Raw genomic sequence first — 21,994 nt, forward strand, 5'->3', positions numbered from 1 at the left:
ATATAAATTATAGACACAAAAAAACCAGCTTAAGCTGGTTACTCGTCATTTAGCGATGGCTAAATGGAGGCGCGTCCCGGAGTCGAACCGAGGTCCACGGATTTGCAATCCGCTGCATAGCCACTCTGCCAACACGCCATATCAGATTGTATCTCTATAACAACATAGATGGTGCCCCGGGCCGGACTTGAACCGGCACAGCGCGAACGCCGAGGGATTTTAAATCCCTTGTGTCTACCAATTCCACCACCAGGGCAACGCAATCATGCGATGGGTAAGACACCATCTTTCTCAGCGACCTTTGCCGTGAGAACGAGATGTACTTTAACCGATTGAAAAAATGGGTCAACAAAAAAATCGTTTTATTTATTCAACCGTCTAAAAAGCCACCTGCCGTGTATGGTTAATAAACACTATGAGCAACTTTTATCCACATAAAATACAAAGCGAAAGGTCGCAACCCTTCGCTTTGTCTGTTACTAACCGTCTTTAGAAACGTGACGAGTTAATATTTTGGCCAGCCTTGGCTATCCCAGTTTAATTTACTGATGATCATTTTAGGCACACCTTTATCATTACGATCGTAACCATGGCGGATAATGACATCAGTATTGACAATATCTTGTCCACCAACAGCAACCCAACGATTACTCGCGCCTTCAAATATCTCAGCGTTACCATCTAACATACGCTGACCAGACTTCGTTAAGAAAGGTCCCGTAATACTCTTCGAACGGCCATACGCGATGCGATAAGTACTATTTAGAGCTTCGCAGCATTTACCCACCGACACAAATAAATAGTAATAACCTTGACGATATATTAAGGTCGGCGCTTCGATAACTTCGCCAGAACGACGAGCCAGAGAGTATAACTGTCCCATTGGCTTCATTGTTTCCGGATTTAAGCGAGTCATCTTAATCCCGTCCCAATGTGAACCAAAGACTAACCAAGGCGCGCCATCTTTGGCAATCACTAAGTCTGGATCAATCGCGTTATAGTTATTTGCTGATGTCGAGTTCAAGACCATACCATCGTCTCGCCATTGACCGCTTTCAATCGACGGCGCTGACGTAAGACCGATTGCCGACGTGTTCTTACCAAACGCAGAGATAGCATAATATAGCCAAGTACGGCCATTGTACTCACGTACATCCGGTGCCCAGACATCAATACCGTTATTCTCAGGTACTGCGTTACGCCACCAGCTCAATCCATTCGGGAATACTGCAGGCATCGGTTGCCAAGATAGTCCATCAGTCGCGTATTTACCTGGTATCCCATCCCCCGTATAAAACTGCCACCAAGTGTTATTTTGATACATTAAAGTAGGATCATGAGTAAAAATGTCGCCACTCAAACGCCAGGTATCAGAAGTATCGTTCGTTTTTGATGGATCATAAGGCGTAGATTCAACATTCGCTGTTTTCGTTAATTTCCACTGTTGAGCATCATTGCCAGTATAACTCCACTGATCAACGTTAGCGCCATCTTCTGTATTAAATTCATAAAGATCAAGCGCCTTACCACTATTGACGTTAACAAAGCTCACATAATTTCCGTGTTGCTTTATCGTCCATAGTTGAGTGGCATTACCAGAATATTCCCATTGATCGGCATTGCCACCATCTTGAGTTGAAAATTCATAGATTTCGAGCGCTTTACCGCTATTTAAATTGATCAGTGAATATTGTTCATTACCGCGATTGGTAATAATCCATTTTTGCGTATCATGATTGGTTACTCCCCACGTATCAACGTTGGCGCCATCTTTCATGTTAGCGGAAGTCGTTTGTAAAAGCTTGTTGCTGTACTTAGACGTAACGGTATAAACCCCGTTATCCAATGCAAGCGCGAATGGGCTCGCAAATACAACAGCTCCCATCGTAAGATAGTTTAATATCTTAGACATAGGTAATCCCTTCGTTTATGTTAAATAAAAATGTGTAATAAAAGAAGAATACGTACATTCAGTATTCTTGACACATTCTTACAAACTAAACCGTAGAGTTCTTCTTTTTTTCGATAAAAATATTAATACTTTAGAAGTAGATCTTAGTTTAATAATTTTCAGCATTAATAATAATATTAATGCGACATTCACAACATCTACTTAGATTGAAAATTAACCGCTTTTAGACTATAGATTTAATAAAAAATATATAATTTAATAAATAAAACATAATGTTGTGATTATTTATGGGATATAAAAAAAAAGATGGTTTAGAGCTCATTGTCAATATTCCATGCGGTATAATACGACAACATAACTCGATACATAAAAAAAAGCGGAATAGTATCCCGCTTTTATCTTATACCCTTAATATAACGATATTTAGAGTAATACTGCGAATTGTTTTATCATTTCTGAATGGGCTGGCCACGCAGGTGCGGTTACCAGTTTTCCATCTGTTATTGCTTGATCTACAGCAATATCGGCATACGTTGCTTGAGCTAATTCAACTTCAGGGCGACAAGCAGGATAAGCAGAAACAGTTTTACCTTTGATAACCCCCGCTGCCGTCAGAATCTGCGCTCCATGACAAATAGACGCAACAGGTTTATCCTCAGTAAAGAAATGTTGCACCATTTCAATTACTCGCGCGTTAAGTCTTAGGTACTCAGGCGCTCGCCCACCAGGCACATACAGTGCATCATAGTCGGCCAGATTGATCTTATCGAAACTCGCATTAAGCGCAAAGTGATGCCCTGGTAACTCAATATATGTTTGATCACCAACAAAATCATGAATGGCGGTTTTGATCGTATCCCCTGATTTTTTATCTGGACATACTGCATCGACTTGATGCCCCATCGCTATAAGTGCTTGGAACGGAACCATATTTTCATAATCTTCGACAAAATCGCCAGTAATCATTAAAACTTTAGCCACTGAAATCTCCTTGTTAATCAACGATTCACTCTGAAAAGTAGAGTGCAGTTTCTCTTTAGTACACGCGTGCTTAAACGGTAAGCGTTTGTATATCATTCTTTATGGTACTGACCATAACGTACAACGATCATAGGCATAGCATACAAGATTAATATCAACATTTTTTTGGAATGCAAATCACGTAGGACCTTGATATGCCTGTATATTTAATACGCTGTGCGGTTATCTCCTACCATACCAATAGCATAACATACCATGTCATAGTCATGTCCGCACAATGACCATTTTTATCGATTACTAAGCCGTTTGACGGCAATATAGACAATCCGTTATCACCGAGTGCTTAACTGGCGATAATTGCGCGATTTTGGGTAATCTCTCACTTTTAATCCGGAATTTTGTTATACTGCCTGCAACATTTAAGTATCAAATTTGTAGGATCTTAACGTATGCCAACTCATCAAGCGTCAATCAAAAAGTCCGGGGAAAAACTCGTTGATAAAATTAAACGTGGTGACGTGTTGGAAAAAGAATGCCCATCTCGTGAAATTTTACGTAACGTGACAAGCAAATGGGGAGTTTTAACATTACTTGCGCTTTATGGCGGTGACTCGGCTCGTTTTAGTGTACTGCGCCGTCGTGTCTCAGGTATCAGTGAAAAAATGCTCTCGCAAACCCTACAAGCATTAGAAGCCGACGGGTTTATAAAACGCACTGCTTATCAAGTCACGCCATTACATGTGGAGTATTCACTTACTATCATGGGCGAAGAAGTCGCGGCACGCATCCTCGAGTTAGCAGGATGGATAGAAGTCAATGTGCCCGATATTCTTGAACACCGCCAAGCATACCAAGCACAAAATGAAACGGTTTAGCCTAAATCGATGAGAACAATGCTGCGATTGGATAAAACCAGCCTATACAGTTCGATGATATCCATTCGTATATAAGAAATTCATTATATTCTCTTTATTTTGATGCTCTTCCAATGGCATACTCTCCTTTCATACTCCAAAGGAGAAAAAGATAATGAATTTCCCTCCCGTCTCAGTGTTAGATCTCGCTCCTGTGATTGATGGTGCAGACCACTCTCAAACTTACCGACGCTCAGTCGAATTAGCACAGCATGCCGAAGGGTTAGGATTTCAACGGTTTTGGTTAGCAGAACACCATAACATGCCAGATATCGCCAGCGCTGCCACTTCATTACTCATTGGACATATCGCATCCAATACCACGACGATTCGTGTAGGTTCTGGGGGGATTATGCTGCCAAATCATGCGCCACTGGTCATTGCAGAGCAATTTGGCACCCTAGAAGCTCTACATCCTGGCCGCATTGATTTAGGACTAGGCCGTGCTCCGGGGACAGATTATCCAACAATGCATGCATTACGTCGTGATCCCGATAATATGGATCCCAATTTTGATGAGTTGCTTGAAGAGTTAGAGTTTTTCCAAGGACCTGTCTCATCTGCGCAGCCTGTTGCAGCCTATCCAGGTAGTCATTCTCAGGTACCGATTTGGTTACTTGGTTCTAGTACCTATAGTGCACGTTTAGCTGCCATGAAAGGGCTGCCATTTGTGTTTGCAGCGCACTTCGCGCCTGGCGCTATGCTTGCGGCATTGGATATGTACCGCCAATTCTTCAAACCTTCAGAACACCTAGATAAGCCTTATGCGATGATCGCGATCAACGCCACATTGGCGGACACCGACGAACAAGCACAATTTCTTGCCACAACTGAAAAACAAAAATTCTTAGGCATGATTAGAGGAAAACGCGGTAAACTACCTCGCCCAGTTGCAAGCATGGAGCCGCTTTGGCTACCCCATGAAAAACGTCAATTAAACAATCAATTGCAAGAATCAATCATTGGTTCGCCACAAACAGCGAAACATCAACTAGACGATCTGTTGTCGCGCACTCAAGCAGATGAACTAATGGTCAATTCCATGATTTACGATCAAGCAAGCAAGCTACATTCCTATGAATTACTTGCTGAGCTGGTCGGCGCTCATAAAAGATAGTGACCAACAACCACTAGCAGACTCTATTAACCAAGCAGTGTGATATACACTGCTTTTCAATTAAGGATGATTTATCTATGTTAGGCCCATTTGTTAATGCGGCCGCTATTATTAGCGGCAGTATCATCGGTACCCTTTTTCATAAAAAGATCCCTGAGTCGATGAAAGAACGTATGCCGATGGTATTTGGCTTAGCTTCCATGGGAATAGGTTTATCGATGGCCATCAAAGTTCAGACTTTACCTGCTGTCGTACTCGCCTTATTGCTTGGCGCTATTCTTGGCGAAATCGCTCAACTAGAGAAATCCATTAAACGCTTCGCTACCTTATTACAATCAATCATTGAAAAAGTGGTCGCTCCACAAAATCACAGCATGGAACAAAACGCGTATATGGATCGTTTTATTTCACTACTGATTTTATTTTCCGTCAGTGGCACCGGCATTTTTGGCGCTATGCAAGAAGGCATGACAGGCGATCCGTCACTGTTAATTGTAAAGTCATTTTTGGACTGTTTAACCGCGGCGATTTTTGCAACGACTCTGGGTTTACCTGTCGCCATGCTGGCGATTCCACAAGTGCTGTTACAAGCCATTCTATACTTTTCCGCAAGTTCAGTGATGCCATTAACTACACCGACTATGATTGATGATTTTTCTGCGGTTGGCGGTCTACTCGTCTTCGCCACGGGTTTTCGTATTTGTGGGGCGATTGATTTTCCTCTCTCCAACCTGTTACCAAGCTTGGTGATTATTATGCCTATTTCAGCGTTTTGGCTAAGTATCATGGGATGATGCAAAGTATAGAAACTATGACATTGCAGCTTATAAAATAGAAAAGAGCGCAGTTTTCACTGCGCTCTTTTCATTAATTTTTTACCGACTCAATGAGGCAAGGTTTACTGATTCAACCGAGCAAAAGCAGATTTCACTCGTCGTTTTCGCCATAGCTCAACCACTTTTTCACCCGCTAAAATCACCCCTAATGTGGCCGTTTCTAACACGATGATTGCTGCACTCGCTGTTACATCGATAAAGTAAGCACCAAGTAACCCTCCGATACAGAAAATCAAGGCACTCACCCCCGAGATAACCATCATTTTCCATAACCGATTGGCATAACGCATACCAATAAAAGGCGGGACCGTTAAAAGTGCAATCGTTAAAATAATTCCCACGACCCGAATCATCACAACGGTTGAAAACGCCGTCATCAATAACAACACGGTATAGATCATCTTAACGGGAACCCGACGAGTTCGTGCATATTCCATATCAAATGAAATCAGCAGAAATTCATCATATAACCAAACCGCTAAGACAATGATTAGCGCCACCACGCCACCCATTATCCACAAATCAAACGTCGACACTGCGAGCATACTGCCAAACAGGTAACTCATAAGATCGACATTATACCCATTCGAAAAGTCGAGCATTAATATGCCGCTTGCCATACCTGCGGCCCATAGTGCTCCGATCAATACTTCCGTGCGTTCACGCCGTCTGGCTGTGAGCCCGCCCATCAATAACGCACTGGCACTAGTAAAGCATAATAACGTGGGCATGAGTGGTAAACGCAATGTCACCGCGGCACCAACGCCGCCATAAGCCGCATGCGCAACCCCACCCGCGAGAAAAACTAACTGGTTAATAACAATTAAAGTGCCGACTATCGCACAAACAATACTCGCGAAAACGGCGGCAATAAGTGCATGCTGCACAAAGGTATAAGAAAAAAATTCCTGCATGGATAACTACTCGATGACAATTCGTTTTAGGCAGATTCAACAATATTTAGTGATTGTAAATGGCTCAAGCTCGTTCCTAGAGATAACGCCACCATTTCTTGCGTCAAAGCGTGCCCATTATGACAGAGAAGGCTTCCATTCACTAATGCTGTATGGGTAATAGGTAAATGTTGAGTATCTGGATCATGAGTAATTAATACGATAGTCGCGTCTTGACTCAACGTGGCTAATAGCGAATAAATTTGCTCACGAGCCTCTTGGTCAACACTTGCAGTCGGCTCATCAAGTAATAAAACCCGAGGATTAATCACCAAAGCCCGCGCAATCAAGACACGTTGACGCTCCCCACCTGATAACGATGTGAACTGTTGGTTCGCCAAATGAGTGAGTCCCACCTTTTGCAGAGCATCATTGACTCGTTGCTGCTTTTGCGCGCGATTTAATCCTTTCTCACGGTATAACCCTAAGCGTACGACTTCCGCGACTTGAATCGGCAAACGTGAACCATTCACCGTAATTTGAGGAACATAACCGACACAAGCCAGCGCCTCTGAGGGGCGCTGGCCTAATAAGCGAATATGTCCATGGCTCGGGGTTAATAACCCCAGCAGCAATTTGACCAAGGTACTTTTCCCGCCCCCATTGGGGCCAAGAATGAGTAAAAAATCGCCTTCTGCTAATGTTAAATTCACATCCTGTAGTACGGTTTTTTCCTCATAGGCAAAACTGACCTGTGACAATTGCAATGCGTCAACCATGTTCTCTATCCTATTACTTTAGTGCTTTTGTAAACGCGTTTGCTACGTTTACTAAGTTACGTCCCCAATCTTTTGCTAACGGATCCACGGCCACAACTTGCCCTCCAATTTCTTTCGCTACCGTTTCTGCAGCGCGTTTTGAAAATTGAGGCTCAACAAACACAACTTTGATATCAGAAGCTTTAGCTTGCTTGATAATTTTAGCCAGCTGTGTCGGTGTTGGATCGGTTCCGTGCACTTGGACTGGCAACTGTTTCAAACCATAGCTACGTGCAAAATAGCCAAAAGCAGGATGATACACTAAAAACGTATTTGATTTTAGTCCTTCCAGTGCTTTGAGTATCTGAGAATCGATATCGTTGATATGTTGTGCAAACTGACGAAAATTATGTTCGTAATCGGCTTTATGTGCTGGATCTTGTTCAATCAAGGTATCACGGATGGTTCCAGCCATGATACGCACTAATGTCGGAGACATCCAAATATGCGGGTCCGCACGTTCGGGACGACATGGGTTGGCATGATCGTGGTGAGCGCTATGCTGGTCATGATCATGGCCGTGGCCATGGTCGTGCTCACCCATCCCTTCTGGGAACTGGCGCCGACAGACGCGCTGATACAAAGGTACAACTTTCATATCGGCATTCACGCCAGCAATACGCTTTTGCCATGCGTTTTCAAAAGGTACTCCCATCGGAAAATAGAGATCCGTTTTTGCCAACTTACGCATTTGCATCGCCTTTGGAGCATATGTATCTGGCTCGGCTCCTGGCGGTACGATAACATCCACATTTACGTGGTCACCACCAATTTGTTCTACAAAATATTGCTCTGGTACAATACTTACAGCCACATTAATTGGCGCAGCCATCGCTAGTGTCGGACATACAAGTGCAGTCGCTAGCAATAGCTTTTTCAAATTAGACACCATGTCTGAACGCTCCTTATCGAAATTCTTCTTATTGATGGGTTGAGTATCACAATGGAATTACCGCTTGCTCTATCGACTATAGGTAGTTAGATTTATAGTATAAATTGCACTCGGCAATGCAGAAATGTAATGTTATAACAAAACAAATTCAATGACAATGCGTCTTTACTATCCTATTAGTGTTCGGGAACGTCATACGTATAAAAAAGGCGCCTTAAGCGGCGCCCATTCAATTCCATACTGTCGTTGATTAGCTAAAGGTTTGAACATACAAAGCTTCAACTTTATCCCTCGCCCATTGTGTTTTACGTAAAAACTTTAATGACGATTTAATCGACGGATCATTCGAAAAGCAGTTCACTCGAATCTGCTGATATAAGCCATCCCAACCATACTGCTCAACTAAATGTGTCAGTATTTTTTCTAAAGTCAGGCCATGCAAAGGATTATTTTTCTGAGATTGATTCACAACTTTTCCTAGTCTAAGTACCAAACACACAGCGGTGATGGTATTGAGATACAAACCATAGCTAATATAACAGAATCTCATCCATCCATCATTATAGGTTGCTTTGCAACACTACCAACGCCTCACCAACCGACCAATGACATTCGGATGATAACGCCAACAATGGTCAAACATACTCAGAAGCTCTGGGTTACCATACCGTGACAAACACACAGCATGAAAACGATTATGTTGGCGTTTCAGGGCCTCGACTTGCGTGAGCAAATCTTCGTTTTGTACGGGCGCAATAAAATCTGAAATCATAACTAAGTCGGCGTTCTTGTAACGCTGCGTCGTCATTTTTTCAATTCCGGCGTTAATGACCGGTTCGAAATCCGTACCACCATGAAAGGTATAGCTAAGAAAATCACTCGCTTCACGTAATCCATCTTGCCGAGTCAGCTCGTAAGCAATGTGCTCGGTGGAAAATAACATCACATAACAATCACGATTATCGGCTAGTGCTAACTGCATCAGCGCATAAGCAAACGCTTTGGCGCTTTGTTCTGGAAAACCACTCATGGATCCGGAGGCATCCACACACAGAATAAAAGGACCTTTATCAATATCGACTTGCTTAGACTGAGGCTTGTGGGTTTTCACTTCACGTAATGTACGCGATTTGCCGCGCATACGGTAATTCATCAAACGTTTATCGACTAATCGTTTATAGAAAACTACCTCTAATTCGGGATACGTCAAAAATAGCGCTTCATTGGGGAGTAGCTTATTAAGATCATCACTATTGTGCACGCCAACAATGTCATCAGTGGCCCAATCCGATTCTTCCTCAACGACTTGCATCGATTCTGTAGGGGCGCGATTTAAGCTCGGATCATCCACATCACTCGCCATACGCCCCAATTGCTCGGCGATGCTCTGTAACCCTTGATTGCGCTGCAAAAATTTCGCGTGCTGTTTCATTATGGTTAAATCGGTACGACTTAGTTTTGCCGAAGCCATATCCCATAAGCGTCCAACACTATTTTCATCTCCCACCTCTGTGACTTTTTTCATATTACGCATGGTCTCCATGCGTTGATATAAATCCGCTAAAAGTTGTTCTTTATTACTTTCAAGTTCTAAGATTTCTTCTTCACGAATCGCATCACTCAGTGCTCGGTACCACTGTTCACAGAAATAATGTGGAAAAACAGGGTTATCTACCCCTTTATTATTTTCCACTAACCGTTTTGCTTGACGGTAGAAAGGCGAAAGGTGCTCAAGCTGATTCATCAGCTCTGGTAACCGCTCAATAAACGTATCTTCTCGCCAATGAATTACCTCTTGATATAAATTTATTTCTTGCTTGAATCGCTCAGTTTGCCCGACACGTGTCATGCGGTCTCGAACATGACGGCGCCAGCTTAGCACATGCTTTTTAACCGAGGTACTTACCCCGCGATGCTCTGCCATCATCATAACCTGAGAGCGCCCCATCAAATCATTGACCGCCGCATCGATAATGCCTGAATCTGCAATCGTTAATGCTAAATTTAACCCATCAGCCCCCAACATATATAATACGTTCCTCTAAGAAAAGTAATCCGGCAAACGCTGTAAACGTTGGATATTAGGCTCGCATTCATTACGTACGGTTTCGAGACGGGAGACTAAATCTTGAACCCCCGATTCGATTTTAGAAAGAATAGAGGACTCAACAAAGTTATGGGGTAATGCCGTATGAAACTGGGTACGAACGTGACGTACTTGATGCTTGGCTTGTTCAAGGGTTTCTGCCGCTTTGTCTGCTTGAGCCTGCCACTCTTGATAAAGATCTTGTGGTAAGCCTTGATGAGTGACTAAGGCAATTAACACGGAACGATTCGCAATATCCTTGATCACTAAACGGCGATCCGCATCTAAAGCAAAATGTAACCGACATAACTGGGTATTTTGATTGACATAACCATAGACACTGCCATGCCCTTCTTTGATTAATTTTTCAAATTCCACTAGCGGCACATACACCCAACGGCTATCCCCTTTTTCATTTTCAGATACCGACAAATTGCGATGTAACAACACTAACTTCACTAACTGAGAGGAAGTGCCAACTTGATGTAAGGTAGCTTGGGAAACATCATAATGATAAACCTGCTTTTTTCTTAAACCGGAAGACATTTCGAGTTGCAATGGCATGGCTAAAGACTCGCCAATACTGCTCTCAACTTTGCGCATTAATTCTTGTACCAAGTCGATGTTCTGAGCAACCTGTTGTTGATCAAATGCTTCTTCAAACGCAAAACGCTCCATCACATTTTGGACCACATCACGAGACTCTGGTGAGCTCCACAAACAATGTTCAAGCAGTAATAGATCGAGTGGGTTAATTTCTTGCCGACCATTAAAAAAAGCGCTCGCTTTGAGTAATTTCACTGATTTTTTCCAGCGGCGATCGGAGACATAAGCATCCGCGGTTTGTCCTGTTTCGCTTTCTAACAAGCTTTTAAGCCGGTATAACTTATCAAACAGCTCATCACTTAATGTTAATTGCTCTAATTGCGCTTGCCACTGATGATATTCGTCATCGCTGATTTTTAACGCCGGGTCGACACTCGCCTCTTGGTTCGTGCCAACAGTTAACATGGCCTTAAAATTTTGCTTATCTTGAATACGATTGACAAAGACGCGCACTAACATACGGTCATACAAGGCATCTAAGCCGCTATCTTTATCTGGCAGCTCATTCGAGGCGGAAATCAGCAAGCGCATCGGTACTTTTTGTACTTCACTGCCGTTTTTAAACGTTTTTTCATTCACAACCGTCAATAATGTATTCAGGATAGCAGGACCGGCTTTCCAGATTTCATCCAAAAACACCACCTGTGCCGTTGGCAGATACCCATCGGTTAGGCGCACATAACGACCATTGTCTTTAAGCTCTTGGATACTCAACGGTCCAAACACTTCCTCTGGTGTCGAAAACCGTGTCATGAGATATTCAAAATAACTACTGTTATCAAAAGCTTGAATTAAACGCTTCGCAATCAAACTTTTCGCAATGCCTGGAGGTCCTAATAAGAATACACTTTCTCCGCTTAATGCCGCCAATAAACACAATTTGATAATACTCTCACGCTCATACACCCCGTCGCTTAGAGAAGCGGCAAGCTGATTAATGCGTTCCGATAGCAGTGCATGACTGGCATGAGAGGCTATAGACGATGAATTCATAAGTAAGCGGGCTCCTTAGCAGCAACTTAATTGACTGATTAGCACAGCAGTAACATCTTGGAAATGCTGAAATAGTGTCGCTTGCCAACCAGTGTGTGGCGCGTATTGTTTGCAAATATGAGCAGAATAGCAACCTTAGATTTTTTAAAATACTAATTGCGTCTGGGTAATTGCGAAAAATTACGCTAAGGTATTAGCCCATTAAAGGACAAACCTAAGATAACAGGCCAGTATGAAGACCATCATCCACCAATGGAAACAGTCTCTCGCGTTAACGGAACAAACAATGACCTTGCCTAATGGGCATACATTAACGCATACCACCATTGAACACCCAGGCGCGGCCGTTATCATTCCTGTCACGGAAGATGGGCGGATTGTGGTGGTCAACCAATACCGGCCGTCACTAGGCAAATGGATGATTGAAGTTCCAGCGGGCACAATGGAGCTAGGAGAAGAACCATTAGAGTGTGCCAAGCGTGAACTCGAAGAAGAAACTGGCTATAGCGCTGAGCGCTTTATTTCTTTGGGGCAATTAACGCCAATGGCAGGAATGTGTGATGAAATCCAACATCTCTTTGTCGCTTATCATCTTGACCATACTCAGCGTTACGCTTGCGATGCAGACGAGATCATTGAAGTCACGACTCATACGCTCGAACAATTAGAGCAGTTCATCATCGAGGGTAAGATCACCGATTCCAAGACTATTGCGTGTCTGTATAAAGCGAAACTGTGTCATGCTCTGCAAAGCGATCTTGGCCGCGAATAATAAAGCAATATGTCTCACGGAGAACATGCGCCACCATAAAGCCCATCGGTGAGCTTATGGTGACTAGAAGGTGTAGATGGCGTTGAGCTTAACGCTTACCACGTCCGGCATGGATATTGAGTTTCGCCTTTAGCTTACGCTTTTCTGCAGAACGGCTATTGCGGCGACTCGTCGGCTCATTGTCTTGCTGAGCGCCTCTCGGTGAGGGTTCAAAACCGGCTAACCACTCTTGAGGTAAACGCGTATCCAACAAGCGTTCAATCGCTTCTAATGCCGGTTCTTCATCACGACTTAGCAGTGATACCGCCAAACCAGCCGATCCCGCACGACCTGTTCGCCCAATACGATGGATATAATCCTCAGCCTTAAATGGCATATCATAGTTGACCACTTGTTCAAGCTGAGCGATATCTAAACCACGCGCCGCGACATCTGTAGCAATTAATGCGCGTACTTTACCCGATTTAAACTCTTCTAACGCGCGTAAGCGCGCGCCTTGACTCTTATCGCCATTGATGGACACGGCTTTAATACCGTCAAGCTTTAACTCTTTTGCAAGATGATCACTACCCTGTTTGGTTTTAACGAACACTAAGACTTGTTGCCAATTACGCGAACCAATCAAAAATGATAGCAACGCTTGTTTTCTCTTTTTATCAACTGGATACACAATTTGCGTCACCGTCTCCGCCGCTGAATTTTTTGGGGTCACCTGAATTTCAGTAGGGTTATCCAACAACCGGTAAGCGGTGGCTTTGATGTTTTGTGTAAACGTCGCAGAGAAAAAGAGCGTTTGTTGACGAGCTGGCATTTGACGCAATAAGCGCTGAATATCAGGCATAAAACCCATATCAAGTAATCGATCGGCTTCATCAAGTACCAATGTTGTGGCCGCTTTTACTGATACAGCCTTAGTGTGTAAATGATCGAGCAGGCGACCCGGAGTAGCAATAAGCACATCTGCGCCGTGCTGCAGTTTATTCTTCTGCACACTTAAGCTCGTGCCACCATACACCGCCACAATATTGAGATCGGTGTTTTGAGCATAGGCTTGTAGGTTATCTAATACTTGCTGAGCTAATTCTCGAGTCGGCACGACAATTAATGCCCTGACCCCACGTGTTTGCTCTAAATAAGTCTTCGTTGCTAAATCTAATGGCTCGCACAAACGTTGAATCAGTGGCAAACCATAAGCGGCCGTTTTGCCGGTTCCGGTTTGCGCAGCGGCTAACACGTCTTGTCCTGCAAGGATCGCAGGAATACCTTGAGCTTGGATAGGCGTAGGTTCAACAATAGACAGTGACTGCAAGATGTTAATCAAAGCAGGGTCTAGACCAAGACTGGCAAACGACGATGGAGAAGTCGACATAACGGATTTCCTAACAATAGCAAAACGGGGCGCGCATTGTACCAGACTCACTCGTTTCGTGCTGCGTTTAATAATTGCGGATAAAACACAAAAAATAACGACTCAAACTGAGTGTATTTGGTTGCTAGCGTAGTGATACATTGACTAAGTGGCGCCAAGCGTTCACGACGCGACGCAATTCGGTGTAGTGCAAACTCAATATTCTCGAAGTCTTTATACGATTCAAGCCATCGACCAGACCACATTTTGTCATTCACAGCGACAAACGATTCCGGTAATACCGTGTATTGGCGAACAGCTCTTTGTTGGTCTTGAACAATCTGTTCAGCTTCGCGGGTAAACTCGGATAGCGGTTTCTCATGGTACAAAGACCAATGGCGACTCAAGCAATGATCCCAAAACATATCTAATGCAATCGGAGCAAAACGCTTTAACGATTCTGGAAACAAATGTTTAGCTTGGAGCACAATCGGATGGCTATCAGTATACGCATCCACCCAACGATGCATATGAATCCCCTCAACCACCTCAGCAGTGAAACGGTCTTGTACATTACCACGTACAAAATCTCCCAACAGGTTACCGAGTAATTGGCTTTGGCAATATTGTGCAAGATGTAAATGGGCAAGATAATTCATTGGCGCACTAGCTATATAAAATAATCAGAAGGGAGCTTTCAAAGATGAATGGCATCGGAGACATAAAAGCGTAAGGTATGGACTTAAAAGCCAGCGCTTGGCGCTGGCTTAACACTATTGCAAAGAAGATGAAGCATCCTCTTGCACTGCTGGTTGATAGTCAGAAAGAACGCAACCAATTTCCATTGCATCCATCCATTCCAAACTATCTTCCTGAGGAACGGTATTTCGGTCACTCATCGTCGACCTCCTTGGTTATTATTGTCTATATAGCCGTATGTGACGACAACGCGTCAACGTAACGTTAGCTAAATAGTGCAACGTAATAAAATTCCTTGTGTCCGATATATATCGGATACCTGTCAACATTATGCGAATAATCTCGTGCCGTCTAGCCTTAAGATGGATTCTTTCTATCAGCGAGCACGTTATATTTAAGGTGTACATTTAAATTTACAAAAAATGTTTATTTTTATAAACGCATTGACGGCGTCATAAATCTCTTAGAGAATAAGGATTATTCGGTTGTTTACTCACGTTATGCCTTAAGATTCTTATCTTTTAGGATATAACACCCTACAAAACGTATAATAAAGTTTACACTATGACTCAATCAAAGCTTTTTGGTAGTACTTTGATCATTGCAGGAACCACAATTGGTGCTGGTATGTTAGCGCTTCCGTTGGCCTCTGCTGGTATCGGTTTTTCTACGTCTCTGCTCATTATGTTAGTACTATGGGCGTTAATGGCATTTACCGCCCTACTGATGGTAGAGCTTCACCAATATGCAGATAGCAATGCAACCTTGCATACTCTCGCACAGAAAATTTTAGGTTATAAAGGAAAATGGATTGCAACCTTTGCCATGCTATTTCTTTTTTATGCCTTATGCGCGGCGTATATTGCCGGTGGCGGTTCACAATTCACCCAACGTATTACCGAGTTCACCGGCACGCATTTCTCTCCTGGCACAGGAACCGTCTTGTTCACCATTGTTGTCGCTGTTGTTGTCACGCTTGGCACCGGGCTTGTCGATAAAGTAAACCGTGTACTTTTCGCCTGTAAACTCGTCGCTCTAGTCATGGTGCTCTTCTTTTTAGCACCCAATGTGACGCACTCTTATCTGCTAAGCATGCCACTTCAACAAGGTTTAATCGTCGCCGCTATTCCGGTTATTTTCACCTCATTTGGCTTTCACGGAAGTATTCCAGCCATTGTCAATTATCTCGATGGAAATACATCCGCGCTCAGAAAAGCCATTTTGATGGGGTCTGCCATCCCGCTAATCATTTATATGTTTTGGCAAATCGTGACGTTAGGTGTTATTCCTCAAGATCACTTAGTCAATAACTCTCAGTTGAACGCATTGGTTCGCACACTAGCGCAGACCGTCCATCAATCGAATCTCAGCCATATTATCGGCATTTTTGCAGACTTAGCGTTATTAACATCATTTCTTGGAGTGAGCTTAGGGCTGTTCGAATTTTTAGGTGACAGTTTAAGTAAAACTACTCGCGCCATGAATCGGCCTCTCGTATCATTAATTACGTTCTTGCCACCTTTGGCGTTTGCATTGTTTTATCCACAAGGGTTTATTATGGCTTTAGGCTATGCGGCTATCGCGCTCGCCATTCTCGCTATTTTTCTTCCTGTGGTAATGGCCTACACCGTTCGTAAGCAGTCACGACATACGGCGCAACCTTACCAGGTTAAAGGCGGTAGTGCCGCTTTGATAATCAGCGCAATCATTGGTGTCATCATCGTCGCCGTACAAATCCTAATTACATTAGGACTCTTACCCTCTCTCGGTTAATCACCGTATAAAAAAGTAACGTTCATCTCACCTAGTAGAGATGAGCCTTACTTTTTTATTACTGCCATTAGAGGCAAGTCTTTGCCTTGTGCTCACACTCTTCCACTATACTGTCCTATATCGAACCGAAAACAACGGCCAAATATCAGTGTTTGGTACTACACTAGTGTCTAAGAGAGTTTGCAAATTCTCGCTAACTAGTGAACTTTTCTTCACATATTCAGCCTAACAATTAACATAGCAACAAAAATAGCGGTGTTTAAATCATATTGTCATGTTTTATTAACATAATAATGAAGATTTCTAACTGAATCTGGATTGATGGCACAAAATATGCTGTTAGTTTAATTATAATGAAATGCCCACGGCAAACGCCGTCATCGACTTTGCTTGTTATCGCGGTCAAGCCGATTAACCGGATAAGACACTGCCTCTTGATACCAAGAAGCCAAAATGAATGTATTGTATTTTATGAACCTAAACGTACGAGACGGGTCGATTCATGAGAAAACTAAAATATTATCTTACCAACGCGCTCTACAGCATGATTCCGCAATCGATGTTGAGCTATTACGTTGATAAACAGTTAAAAAGCTTGCCTGAAGCGACCAGAAACCGGCTACAAGAACGCGTCGATTATTATATAAAGATTCATGCGGCGTTTTCACTTTCACAGCAGTCTCCAAAAATCGGCCAGTTCAAAAAAGAATGTGGCAGTACCTACTTCTTTGATTTACTTAAGGTCATTAAAGGTTTTGACCGCGATTTACAGTTTAACTTTATTCACGGGGACGTGACAGACGTCCCTGCTACACCCACTTTCGTCAAAAGTCGTCCAATCAACGGGGATAATCGAAACTCGGTACTTTTAAAACTTAACGAAATTCGTCACTATCGGTTTGTCAAAGATAACCTAGAGTTTCGCCACAAAAAAAATATGGCGGTATGGCGTGGTAGTGGCTTTCGGCCTAATCGACGCGCGCTTTTAGATAAGCTGTATTATCACGAGCGTTGTGATTTAGGGCGCACGGACAAAGAAGACGACGATCAATTAGCGTATGTTGTCCCTAAGATATCCATTGAAGACCAATTGAATTTTAAGTTCATTTTAAGCTTAGAAGGCAAGGATGTTGCAACCAATTTAAAGTGGATAATGTCATCCAACTCGCTAGCGGTCAGTCCAAAACTTAACTATGAAACATGGTTTATGGAAGGTAAGTTAATCCCAAATGTGCATTATGTGCAGATAAAAGATGACTTTTCAGATTTGATTGAAAAAATGGATTACTATCATTCACATCCAGAAGAAGCAGAACGCATTATTAAGAATGCGAACCAATGGGTTGAGCAATTTCAAAACCCCTACGAAGAAAGACTGTTAAGCTATCTTGTCGCCTACAAATACTTTAACTTATCAAAGGGCGGTCATTTACCTCAACGTGATCATCCGCTGATCGCGTCTATTGCGAAATATGTGCTTAAATAGCGGACCATCAAAAGGAGTGACTAGCCTCACTCCTTTTTTACACTGGCACTGCACCATCGGCTACTTTCTCTTCCTGTAAAACCCTGTGTGTAACAACATCTCATTTTGACAATTAACTAACAAAACCAAAAAATTGTTAGTTAATTGTCAAATAAACACTTTTTTTGCTCACTTCTTCATTTTATCTGCAATATCATTTTTGTCCTGGTCGAGTTTTAAGATAATTCCATTGATATCATGTATATAAGTTCATACTAATAATAGGTGTGCTATATTACTATTGAACAATGTTTTTTTTAGGTTTGACAATTAAATTGAAAATAGCAAAAATGCTGTCACTCGTTAGCTAGTAGCCTTTTACTCACTCTTTTGCTAATGAGGATAACCCCAAATATCTGATGTTAGTCAGATGACATTCTCAACAAACGTAGCGGATATTATGATAAAAAAAACAATACTAGAAGCATTAGCACTAATCGTGTTATTTGCCGTGGTCGCAGGTTGTATCGATCTCGACATACTCTACTTTAAAAATCGTATGACTGAAGCGTCCGTCACCGAATCTGTTCAATTAGTATTCCTTGCGATTACTGTTTACAGTTTTTTCCGTATTGGTAAATTACGCCCAGAATTACATCGCGCAGCCTACTTGATCGCGGCATTCTATGCGGTGCTATTTATTCGTGAAAATGACGAAATTCTCGATTTAATTTACCATGGTGCGTGGCAAGTGCCGGCCTTAATTGTGACTGCGATTGCGCTGTTTTACGCGTATAAAGGTGGAAAAGCGACACTCCAACATATGTCAACCATACTCGGCACTCACAACATGAGTTTTGTGGTATCTGGTACCATCATGCTACTTGTCTTCTCTCGCTTATACGGGATGGGGAAATTGTGGGAAGCACTGATGGAAGATAAATTTAGTCGTGTCGTTAAAAACGTTGCAGAAGAAGGTATTGAATTGCTTTGCTATTCTTTAATTGCATATGGTGCAGTTAAAGTACTCTGTGAGTTGACCAAAGCGAAAAAAGCCAGAGCATAAAGCTAACCAATAACGCACACCCAATAAAAAACAGGCGATTTCGCCTGTTTTTTTATGCTTGAGAAACACCTTTAATGAATCGGCGCTTATTGATCTGGGTACCCTTCTGGATTATTCGACTGCCAGCGCCATGTATCTTGCGTCATTTCTTCTAATGAACGTATCGCGCTCCAAGCAAGTTCCGTTTGTGCTTTCGCTGGGTCCGCATAACATGCCGCAATATCACCAGGACGGCGCTCAACTAACTTGTATGGAATTTTAGTCCCGCTAGCCTTCTCAAATGCCGCAACCATCTCTAATACACTGTAACCATTACCTGTACCTAGGTTGTATACATGTAAGCCTTCTTTGCGTCCAACATGAGTCAAAGCAGCAATGTGTCCATCGGCTAAATCCATCACGTGAATATAATCTCGTACTCCCGTTCCATCTTTGGTGTCATAATCACTACCAAATACAGATAAGAATTCACGGCGTCCCACGGCAACTTGCGATACAAATGGCATAAGATTATTCGGAATACCTTGTGGATCTTCGCCAAGTAAACCAGATTGATGAGATCCAACAGGGTTAAAGTAACGCAGTAACGTGATACTCCAATCTGGGTTCGCATGTTGAAAGTCAGTCAAACATTCTTCAACCATTAACTTACTACGCCCATAGGGATTCGTCGCACTGGTTGGGAAAGTTTCAAGAATGGGTACTGTCGCTGGATCGCCATATACCGTTGCAGACGAACTAAAGACAAGCGAGGTGACACCGGCTTCACGCATCGCATCAACAAGGACCAAAGTGCCATTAACATTATTATCGTAATATTCTAAAGGCTTCTGTACCGACTCTCCGACCGCTTTTAAACCCGCGAAGTGAATCACTGCATCAATGTTATGAGTACGCATGGTCTCAACCAATAGATCACGGTTGCGGATATCACCTTCGACAAATTGTGGTTTTTTACCGGCAACGGTTTGAATGCGTTCTAAAACGGTTGATTTACTATTATATAAATTGTCCAAAATGACAGGATTCATTCCTGCTTCAATCATTTGAATACAGGTATGACTACCAATATAGCCCATGCCACCTGTTACTAATACGTTCATAACTAGCCTCCTTTAACGTTGTCCTGATTGTACCCACTGCTAATAAAAAAATCACTGAATTCATGAATAATCACAGAAAGATTACGATTCAATCACTTACATTAAGTGCTAACGGGCACAATGCCGTCTTAATTAGCCTATTCGCGAGACGAATCCTATCGGTTTTATATCAAGCAAGTATTCAAAACAGACAACGGCTCATAGACATAAAAAAAACAGGGCATATGCCCTGTTTTTTTAGCTATTACTTATGGTCGAAGGTTAATGGTTCTCCAACCACCATCGCAAGTTCCCTTGGATAATCTCGCGCCTCTGCCAGCTTAATCGCTCGCGCCTCAACATCGCTTGCTTGCAGCCTCATCGAAATCGGATGAGAACGTTCAATGTCATCGGTACTTTGCGCCGACAGTTGCCATTTTGATACGATTTTTTGTACTGCTTCTAACGCTGATGAGCCTTTGACAATTTCTATACGAGCATATTGGTTGTCTTCAAAACTGACATCAGCCGCGCGTAGTGTTGAATCACTTCCAGGAATTTGCTGCGCTCCAAATAACGGTTTGCCAGCAATATCGGCACTATTAAAGTTTGGCATAAACTGCGCCATATGTTGAATGGCTAAACCGGTCCGTTCAACTTGGTCGGTTTCAGACCAGCCTTTGTTCAATTTTAACTGTAAGTGCTCTGGTAATTCTGGCTGCGCGGAGCGGACTCCACTTTTCACCAAGCCATCACTAAAAAGAGTAATGCCTTCTGTCATGCCGTGCAATTGGAAGATGCCATTCGCATAGGGCGTTAATTGAGCCATACCTTGCGGTGTACCGCGTTGCCCATGAAAGATGACCTCAGGCCAAAGCTGATGACAATCAGCCCAGTGTGTGACATAGGCGGCTTTGAATTCAACCAACCGGTCACGATAGTGTCGCGCCATGTCATCAATCGACCCCGTTTTGTAACCGCACGCATTAATGACATAGTCAGCGTACTGGGTGTGAGTTTCCCCCATGCTGTTAAGCGTCGTAATCTGCCATTGGGTGCCAGCCCATGCAAGGTCGATAACCGTAGTATTGGTTTGAATATCGCAATGAGGCATCGCTTCTAGCGCTAATTCTGCACTGGCTGCTAAACGAAAAACACTCCAACCATACTCTTGCACTGAAATCACTGGATACTGAATCGCATCAAGGTCAATATTTTGTACCACCGGAATTAACCAATCTTCCATGGTTTTAGGGACAACCGGTTGTACTTGATCACGTAAGGCTTCAAGTTCAGCACGCTCATACACGCGATAGTAATCTTGGGGTGTACCTAACCATTCATTACGCGGATCTTCATCCACTAATGCTTGGTAAGCTTGGCGAATCACTTCTAATCTTGAGACCACCATTTCTGGCGTCCCTGGATCGGCTTTAGGTATCGCAATGACCGTAGGGCGCTGATTCAATGTATGCGGGTATAATCTAACGGTCTGCAACGATTGACGTAATAACTCGATACATTGCTGCTCAGAAATTTCACGATAGAGGTTACCACCAGCGTGTAAGTGGCAAATAGGCGGGCCATCAACTAAGCCAGCACTTTTCTCAATCAAAGAGACATTTAGACCTAACTCCCCCATGTGAACCGCAGCCGTTGCACCAGCAACACCGCCCCCAATAACCGCAATTTGAGGCGTGTTGGAATTCGGGTTTGTTTTCAACATCACACTTCCACTTAT

General features: G+C 43.0%; 20 protein-coding genes and 2 tRNA genes. 7 read left to right on the forward strand and 15 right to left on the reverse strand.

Features of this window, described 5'->3' with window-relative positions; genetic code table 11:
* Nucleotides 1-64 precede the first annotated feature (64 nt).
* The 4 genes from OCU30_RS15780 to OCU30_RS15795 form a co-directional block, all read right to left on the reverse strand.
* Nucleotides 65-138: transfer RNA gene (locus tag OCU30_RS15780), tRNA-Cys, on the reverse strand.
* Between the two features lie 31 nt (nucleotides 139-169).
* Nucleotides 170-256, reverse strand: a tRNA-Leu gene (locus OCU30_RS15785).
* Between the two features lie 249 nt (nucleotides 257-505).
* A complete protein-coding gene (locus OCU30_RS15790) occupies nucleotides 506-1,912 on the reverse strand; it encodes a family 43 glycosylhydrolase (protein WP_077315008.1) in 1,407 nt (468 codons plus the stop codon).
* Nucleotides 1,913-2,335: 423 nt separating this feature from the next.
* Nucleotides 2,336-2,893: a DJ-1/PfpI family protein gene (locus tag OCU30_RS15795; protein ID WP_077315007.1), complete on the reverse strand. Its 558-nt coding sequence runs from the start codon at nucleotides 2,891-2,893 to the stop codon at nucleotides 2,336-2,338.
* A 449-nt stretch (nucleotides 2,894-3,342) separates the two neighbouring features.
* Here OCU30_RS15795 and OCU30_RS15800 point away from each other — a divergent pair, with 449 nt between their 5' ends.
* From OCU30_RS15800 to OCU30_RS15810, 3 genes are all read left to right on the forward strand, one after another.
* A complete protein-coding gene (locus tag OCU30_RS15800; RefSeq protein ID WP_077315006.1) occupies nucleotides 3,343-3,768 on the forward strand; it encodes a winged helix-turn-helix transcriptional regulator in 426 nt (141 codons plus the stop codon).
* Nucleotides 3,769-3,922: 154 nt separating this feature from the next.
* On the forward strand, nucleotides 3,923-4,924 hold the full coding sequence (locus tag OCU30_RS15805) for an LLM class flavin-dependent oxidoreductase (protein WP_077315005.1): 1,002 nt from the start codon (nucleotides 3,923-3,925) through the stop codon (nucleotides 4,922-4,924).
* Nucleotides 4,925-5,001: 77 nt separating this feature from the next.
* A complete protein-coding gene (locus tag OCU30_RS15810) occupies nucleotides 5,002-5,718 on the forward strand; it encodes a DUF554 domain-containing protein (RefSeq protein WP_077315004.1) in 717 nt (238 codons plus the stop codon).
* 104 nt (nucleotides 5,719-5,822) lie between these two features.
* Here the strand turns inward: OCU30_RS15810 and OCU30_RS15815 are convergent, their stop codons facing one another.
* The 6 genes from OCU30_RS15815 to OCU30_RS15840 all read right to left on the reverse strand — a co-directional run bounded on the left by OCU30_RS15815 (nucleotide 5,823) and on the right by OCU30_RS15840 (nucleotide 12,048).
* Complete coding sequence (locus tag OCU30_RS15815) at nucleotides 5,823-6,674, reverse strand: metal ABC transporter permease (protein ID WP_077315003.1); 852 nt, start codon at nucleotides 6,672-6,674, stop codon at nucleotides 5,823-5,825.
* Nucleotides 6,675-6,700: 26 nt separating this feature from the next.
* A complete protein-coding gene (locus tag OCU30_RS15820) occupies nucleotides 6,701-7,432 on the reverse strand; it encodes a metal ABC transporter ATP-binding protein (RefSeq protein WP_077315002.1) in 732 nt (243 codons plus the stop codon).
* 13 nt (nucleotides 7,433-7,445) lie between these two features.
* The gene (locus OCU30_RS15825; protein WP_077315001.1) at nucleotides 7,446-8,363 is read right to left on the reverse strand and encodes a metal ABC transporter solute-binding protein, Zn/Mn family; all 918 of its coding nucleotides are present in this window, start codon (nucleotides 8,361-8,363) and stop codon (nucleotides 7,446-7,448) included.
* A gap of 250 nt (nucleotides 8,364-8,613) precedes the next feature.
* Nucleotides 8,614-8,832, reverse strand: coding sequence for a VF530 family protein (locus OCU30_RS15830; protein ID WP_077315000.1), 219 nt, complete (start codon nucleotides 8,830-8,832; stop codon nucleotides 8,614-8,616).
* 111 nt (nucleotides 8,833-8,943) lie between these two features.
* On the reverse strand, nucleotides 8,944-10,389 hold the full coding sequence (viaA, locus tag OCU30_RS15835; RefSeq protein ID WP_077314999.1) for an ATPase RavA stimulator ViaA: 1,446 nt from the start codon (nucleotides 10,387-10,389) through the stop codon (nucleotides 8,944-8,946).
* Between the two features lie 15 nt (nucleotides 10,390-10,404).
* Nucleotides 10,405-12,048 (reverse strand): ATPase RavA domain-containing protein, encoded by a 1,644-nt coding sequence (locus OCU30_RS15840; RefSeq protein WP_077314998.1) that lies wholly within the window; start codon nucleotides 12,046-12,048, stop codon nucleotides 10,405-10,407.
* Nucleotides 12,049-12,280: 232 nt separating this feature from the next.
* Between OCU30_RS15840 and OCU30_RS15845 the strand changes: the two genes are divergently transcribed.
* The gene (locus OCU30_RS15845) at nucleotides 12,281-12,820 is read left to right on the forward strand and encodes an NUDIX hydrolase (RefSeq protein ID WP_077314997.1); all 540 of its coding nucleotides are present in this window, start codon (nucleotides 12,281-12,283) and stop codon (nucleotides 12,818-12,820) included.
* Nucleotides 12,821-12,908: 88 nt separating this feature from the next.
* Here OCU30_RS15845 and OCU30_RS15850 read toward each other — a convergent pair whose 3' ends face one another.
* The 3 genes from OCU30_RS15850 to OCU30_RS15860 form a co-directional block, all read right to left on the reverse strand.
* Nucleotides 12,909-14,189 carry a DEAD/DEAH box helicase gene (locus OCU30_RS15850; protein ID WP_077314996.1) on the reverse strand — a complete coding sequence of 427 codons (1,281 nt, stop codon included), beginning with the start codon at nucleotides 14,187-14,189 and terminating at the stop codon, nucleotides 12,909-12,911.
* A gap of 47 nt (nucleotides 14,190-14,236) precedes the next feature.
* A complete protein-coding gene (locus OCU30_RS15855; RefSeq protein ID WP_077314995.1) occupies nucleotides 14,237-14,827 on the reverse strand; it encodes an acyl carrier protein phosphodiesterase in 591 nt (196 codons plus the stop codon).
* Between the two features lie 114 nt (nucleotides 14,828-14,941).
* Nucleotides 14,942-15,067: a hypothetical protein gene (locus OCU30_RS15860; protein ID WP_261821312.1), complete on the reverse strand. Its 126-nt coding sequence runs from the start codon at nucleotides 15,065-15,067 to the stop codon at nucleotides 14,942-14,944.
* Between the two features lie 364 nt (nucleotides 15,068-15,431).
* On the opposite strand from OCU30_RS15860, the gene OCU30_RS15865 reads away from it, so the two are divergent.
* From OCU30_RS15865 to OCU30_RS15875, 3 genes are all read left to right on the forward strand, one after another.
* Nucleotides 15,432-16,640 (forward strand): aromatic amino acid transport family protein, encoded by a 1,209-nt coding sequence (locus tag OCU30_RS15865; protein ID WP_077314994.1) that lies wholly within the window; start codon nucleotides 15,432-15,434, stop codon nucleotides 16,638-16,640.
* 502 nt (nucleotides 16,641-17,142) lie between these two features.
* Complete coding sequence (locus OCU30_RS15870; RefSeq protein ID WP_077314993.1) at nucleotides 17,143-18,126, forward strand: glycosyl transferase family 90; 984 nt, start codon at nucleotides 17,143-17,145, stop codon at nucleotides 18,124-18,126.
* A gap of 439 nt (nucleotides 18,127-18,565) precedes the next feature.
* The gene (locus tag OCU30_RS15875) at nucleotides 18,566-19,171 is read left to right on the forward strand and encodes a hypothetical protein (protein WP_139343490.1); all 606 of its coding nucleotides are present in this window, start codon (nucleotides 18,566-18,568) and stop codon (nucleotides 19,169-19,171) included.
* Between the two features lie 86 nt (nucleotides 19,172-19,257).
* On the opposite strand, the gene galE is transcribed toward OCU30_RS15875, so the two are convergent.
* Both galE and OCU30_RS15885 read right to left on the reverse strand, forming a co-directional pair.
* The gene (gene galE, locus OCU30_RS15880) at nucleotides 19,258-20,274 is read right to left on the reverse strand and encodes a UDP-glucose 4-epimerase GalE (protein ID WP_077314991.1); all 1,017 of its coding nucleotides are present in this window, start codon (nucleotides 20,272-20,274) and stop codon (nucleotides 19,258-19,260) included.
* Between the two features lie 244 nt (nucleotides 20,275-20,518).
* On the reverse strand, nucleotides 20,519-21,979 hold the full coding sequence (locus OCU30_RS15885; protein ID WP_077314990.1) for an FAD-dependent oxidoreductase: 1,461 nt from the start codon (nucleotides 21,977-21,979) through the stop codon (nucleotides 20,519-20,521).
* Nucleotides 21,980-21,994 lie beyond the last annotated feature (15 nt).

Origin of the sequence: Vibrio palustris, assembly GCF_024346995.1 — a bacterium.
GTDB lineage: Bacteria > Pseudomonadota > Gammaproteobacteria > Enterobacterales > Vibrionaceae > Vibrio > Vibrio palustris.

Excerpts from the sequence above, each read along its gene's own strand:
- OCU30_RS15790 (WP_077315008.1), bottom strand. The coding sequence starts at position 1,912 with ATGTCTAAGATATTAAACTATCTTACGATGGGAGCTGTTGTATTTGCG.
- OCU30_RS15855 (WP_077314995.1), bottom strand. The coding sequence starts at position 14,827 with ATGAATTATCTTGCCCATTTACATCTTGCACAATATTGCCAAAGCCAA.
- OCU30_RS15815 (WP_077315003.1), bottom strand. The coding sequence starts at position 6,674 with ATGCAGGAATTTTTTTCTTATACCTTTGTGCAGCATGCACTTATTGCC.
- OCU30_RS15875 (WP_139343490.1), top strand. The coding sequence starts at position 18,566 with ATGATAAAAAAAACAATACTAGAAGCATTAGCACTAATCGTGTTATTT.
- galE (WP_077314991.1), bottom strand. The coding sequence starts at position 20,274 with ATGAACGTATTAGTAACAGGTGGCATGGGCTATATTGGTAGTCATACC.
- OCU30_RS15800 (WP_077315006.1), top strand. The coding sequence starts at position 3,343 with ATGCCAACTCATCAAGCGTCAATCAAAAAGTCCGGGGAAAAACTCGTT.
- OCU30_RS15860 (WP_261821312.1), bottom strand. The coding sequence starts at position 15,067 with ATGAGTGACCGAAATACCGTTCCTCAGGAAGATAGTTTGGAATGGATG.
- OCU30_RS15845 (WP_077314997.1), top strand. The coding sequence starts at position 12,281 with ATGAAGACCATCATCCACCAATGGAAACAGTCTCTCGCGTTAACGGAA.
- OCU30_RS15825 (WP_077315001.1), bottom strand. The coding sequence starts at position 8,363 with ATGGTGTCTAATTTGAAAAAGCTATTGCTAGCGACTGCACTTGTATGT.
- OCU30_RS15850 (WP_077314996.1), bottom strand. The coding sequence starts at position 14,189 with ATGTCGACTTCTCCATCGTCGTTTGCCAGTCTTGGTCTAGACCCTGCT.
- OCU30_RS15810 (WP_077315004.1), top strand. The coding sequence starts at position 5,002 with ATGTTAGGCCCATTTGTTAATGCGGCCGCTATTATTAGCGGCAGTATC.
- OCU30_RS15820 (WP_077315002.1), bottom strand. The coding sequence starts at position 7,432 with ATGGTTGACGCATTGCAATTGTCACAGGTCAGTTTTGCCTATGAGGAA.
- OCU30_RS15840 (WP_077314998.1), bottom strand. The coding sequence starts at position 12,048 with ATGAATTCATCGTCTATAGCCTCTCATGCCAGTCATGCACTGCTATCG.
- OCU30_RS15885 (WP_077314990.1), bottom strand. The coding sequence starts at position 21,979 with ATGTTGAAAACAAACCCGAATTCCAACACGCCTCAAATTGCGGTTATT.
- OCU30_RS15805 (WP_077315005.1), top strand. The coding sequence starts at position 3,923 with ATGAATTTCCCTCCCGTCTCAGTGTTAGATCTCGCTCCTGTGATTGAT.
- viaA (WP_077314999.1), bottom strand. The coding sequence starts at position 10,389 with ATGTTGGGGGCTGATGGGTTAAATTTAGCATTAACGATTGCAGATTCA.
- OCU30_RS15865 (WP_077314994.1), top strand. The coding sequence starts at position 15,432 with ATGACTCAATCAAAGCTTTTTGGTAGTACTTTGATCATTGCAGGAACC.
- OCU30_RS15870 (WP_077314993.1), top strand. The coding sequence starts at position 17,143 with ATGAGAAAACTAAAATATTATCTTACCAACGCGCTCTACAGCATGATT.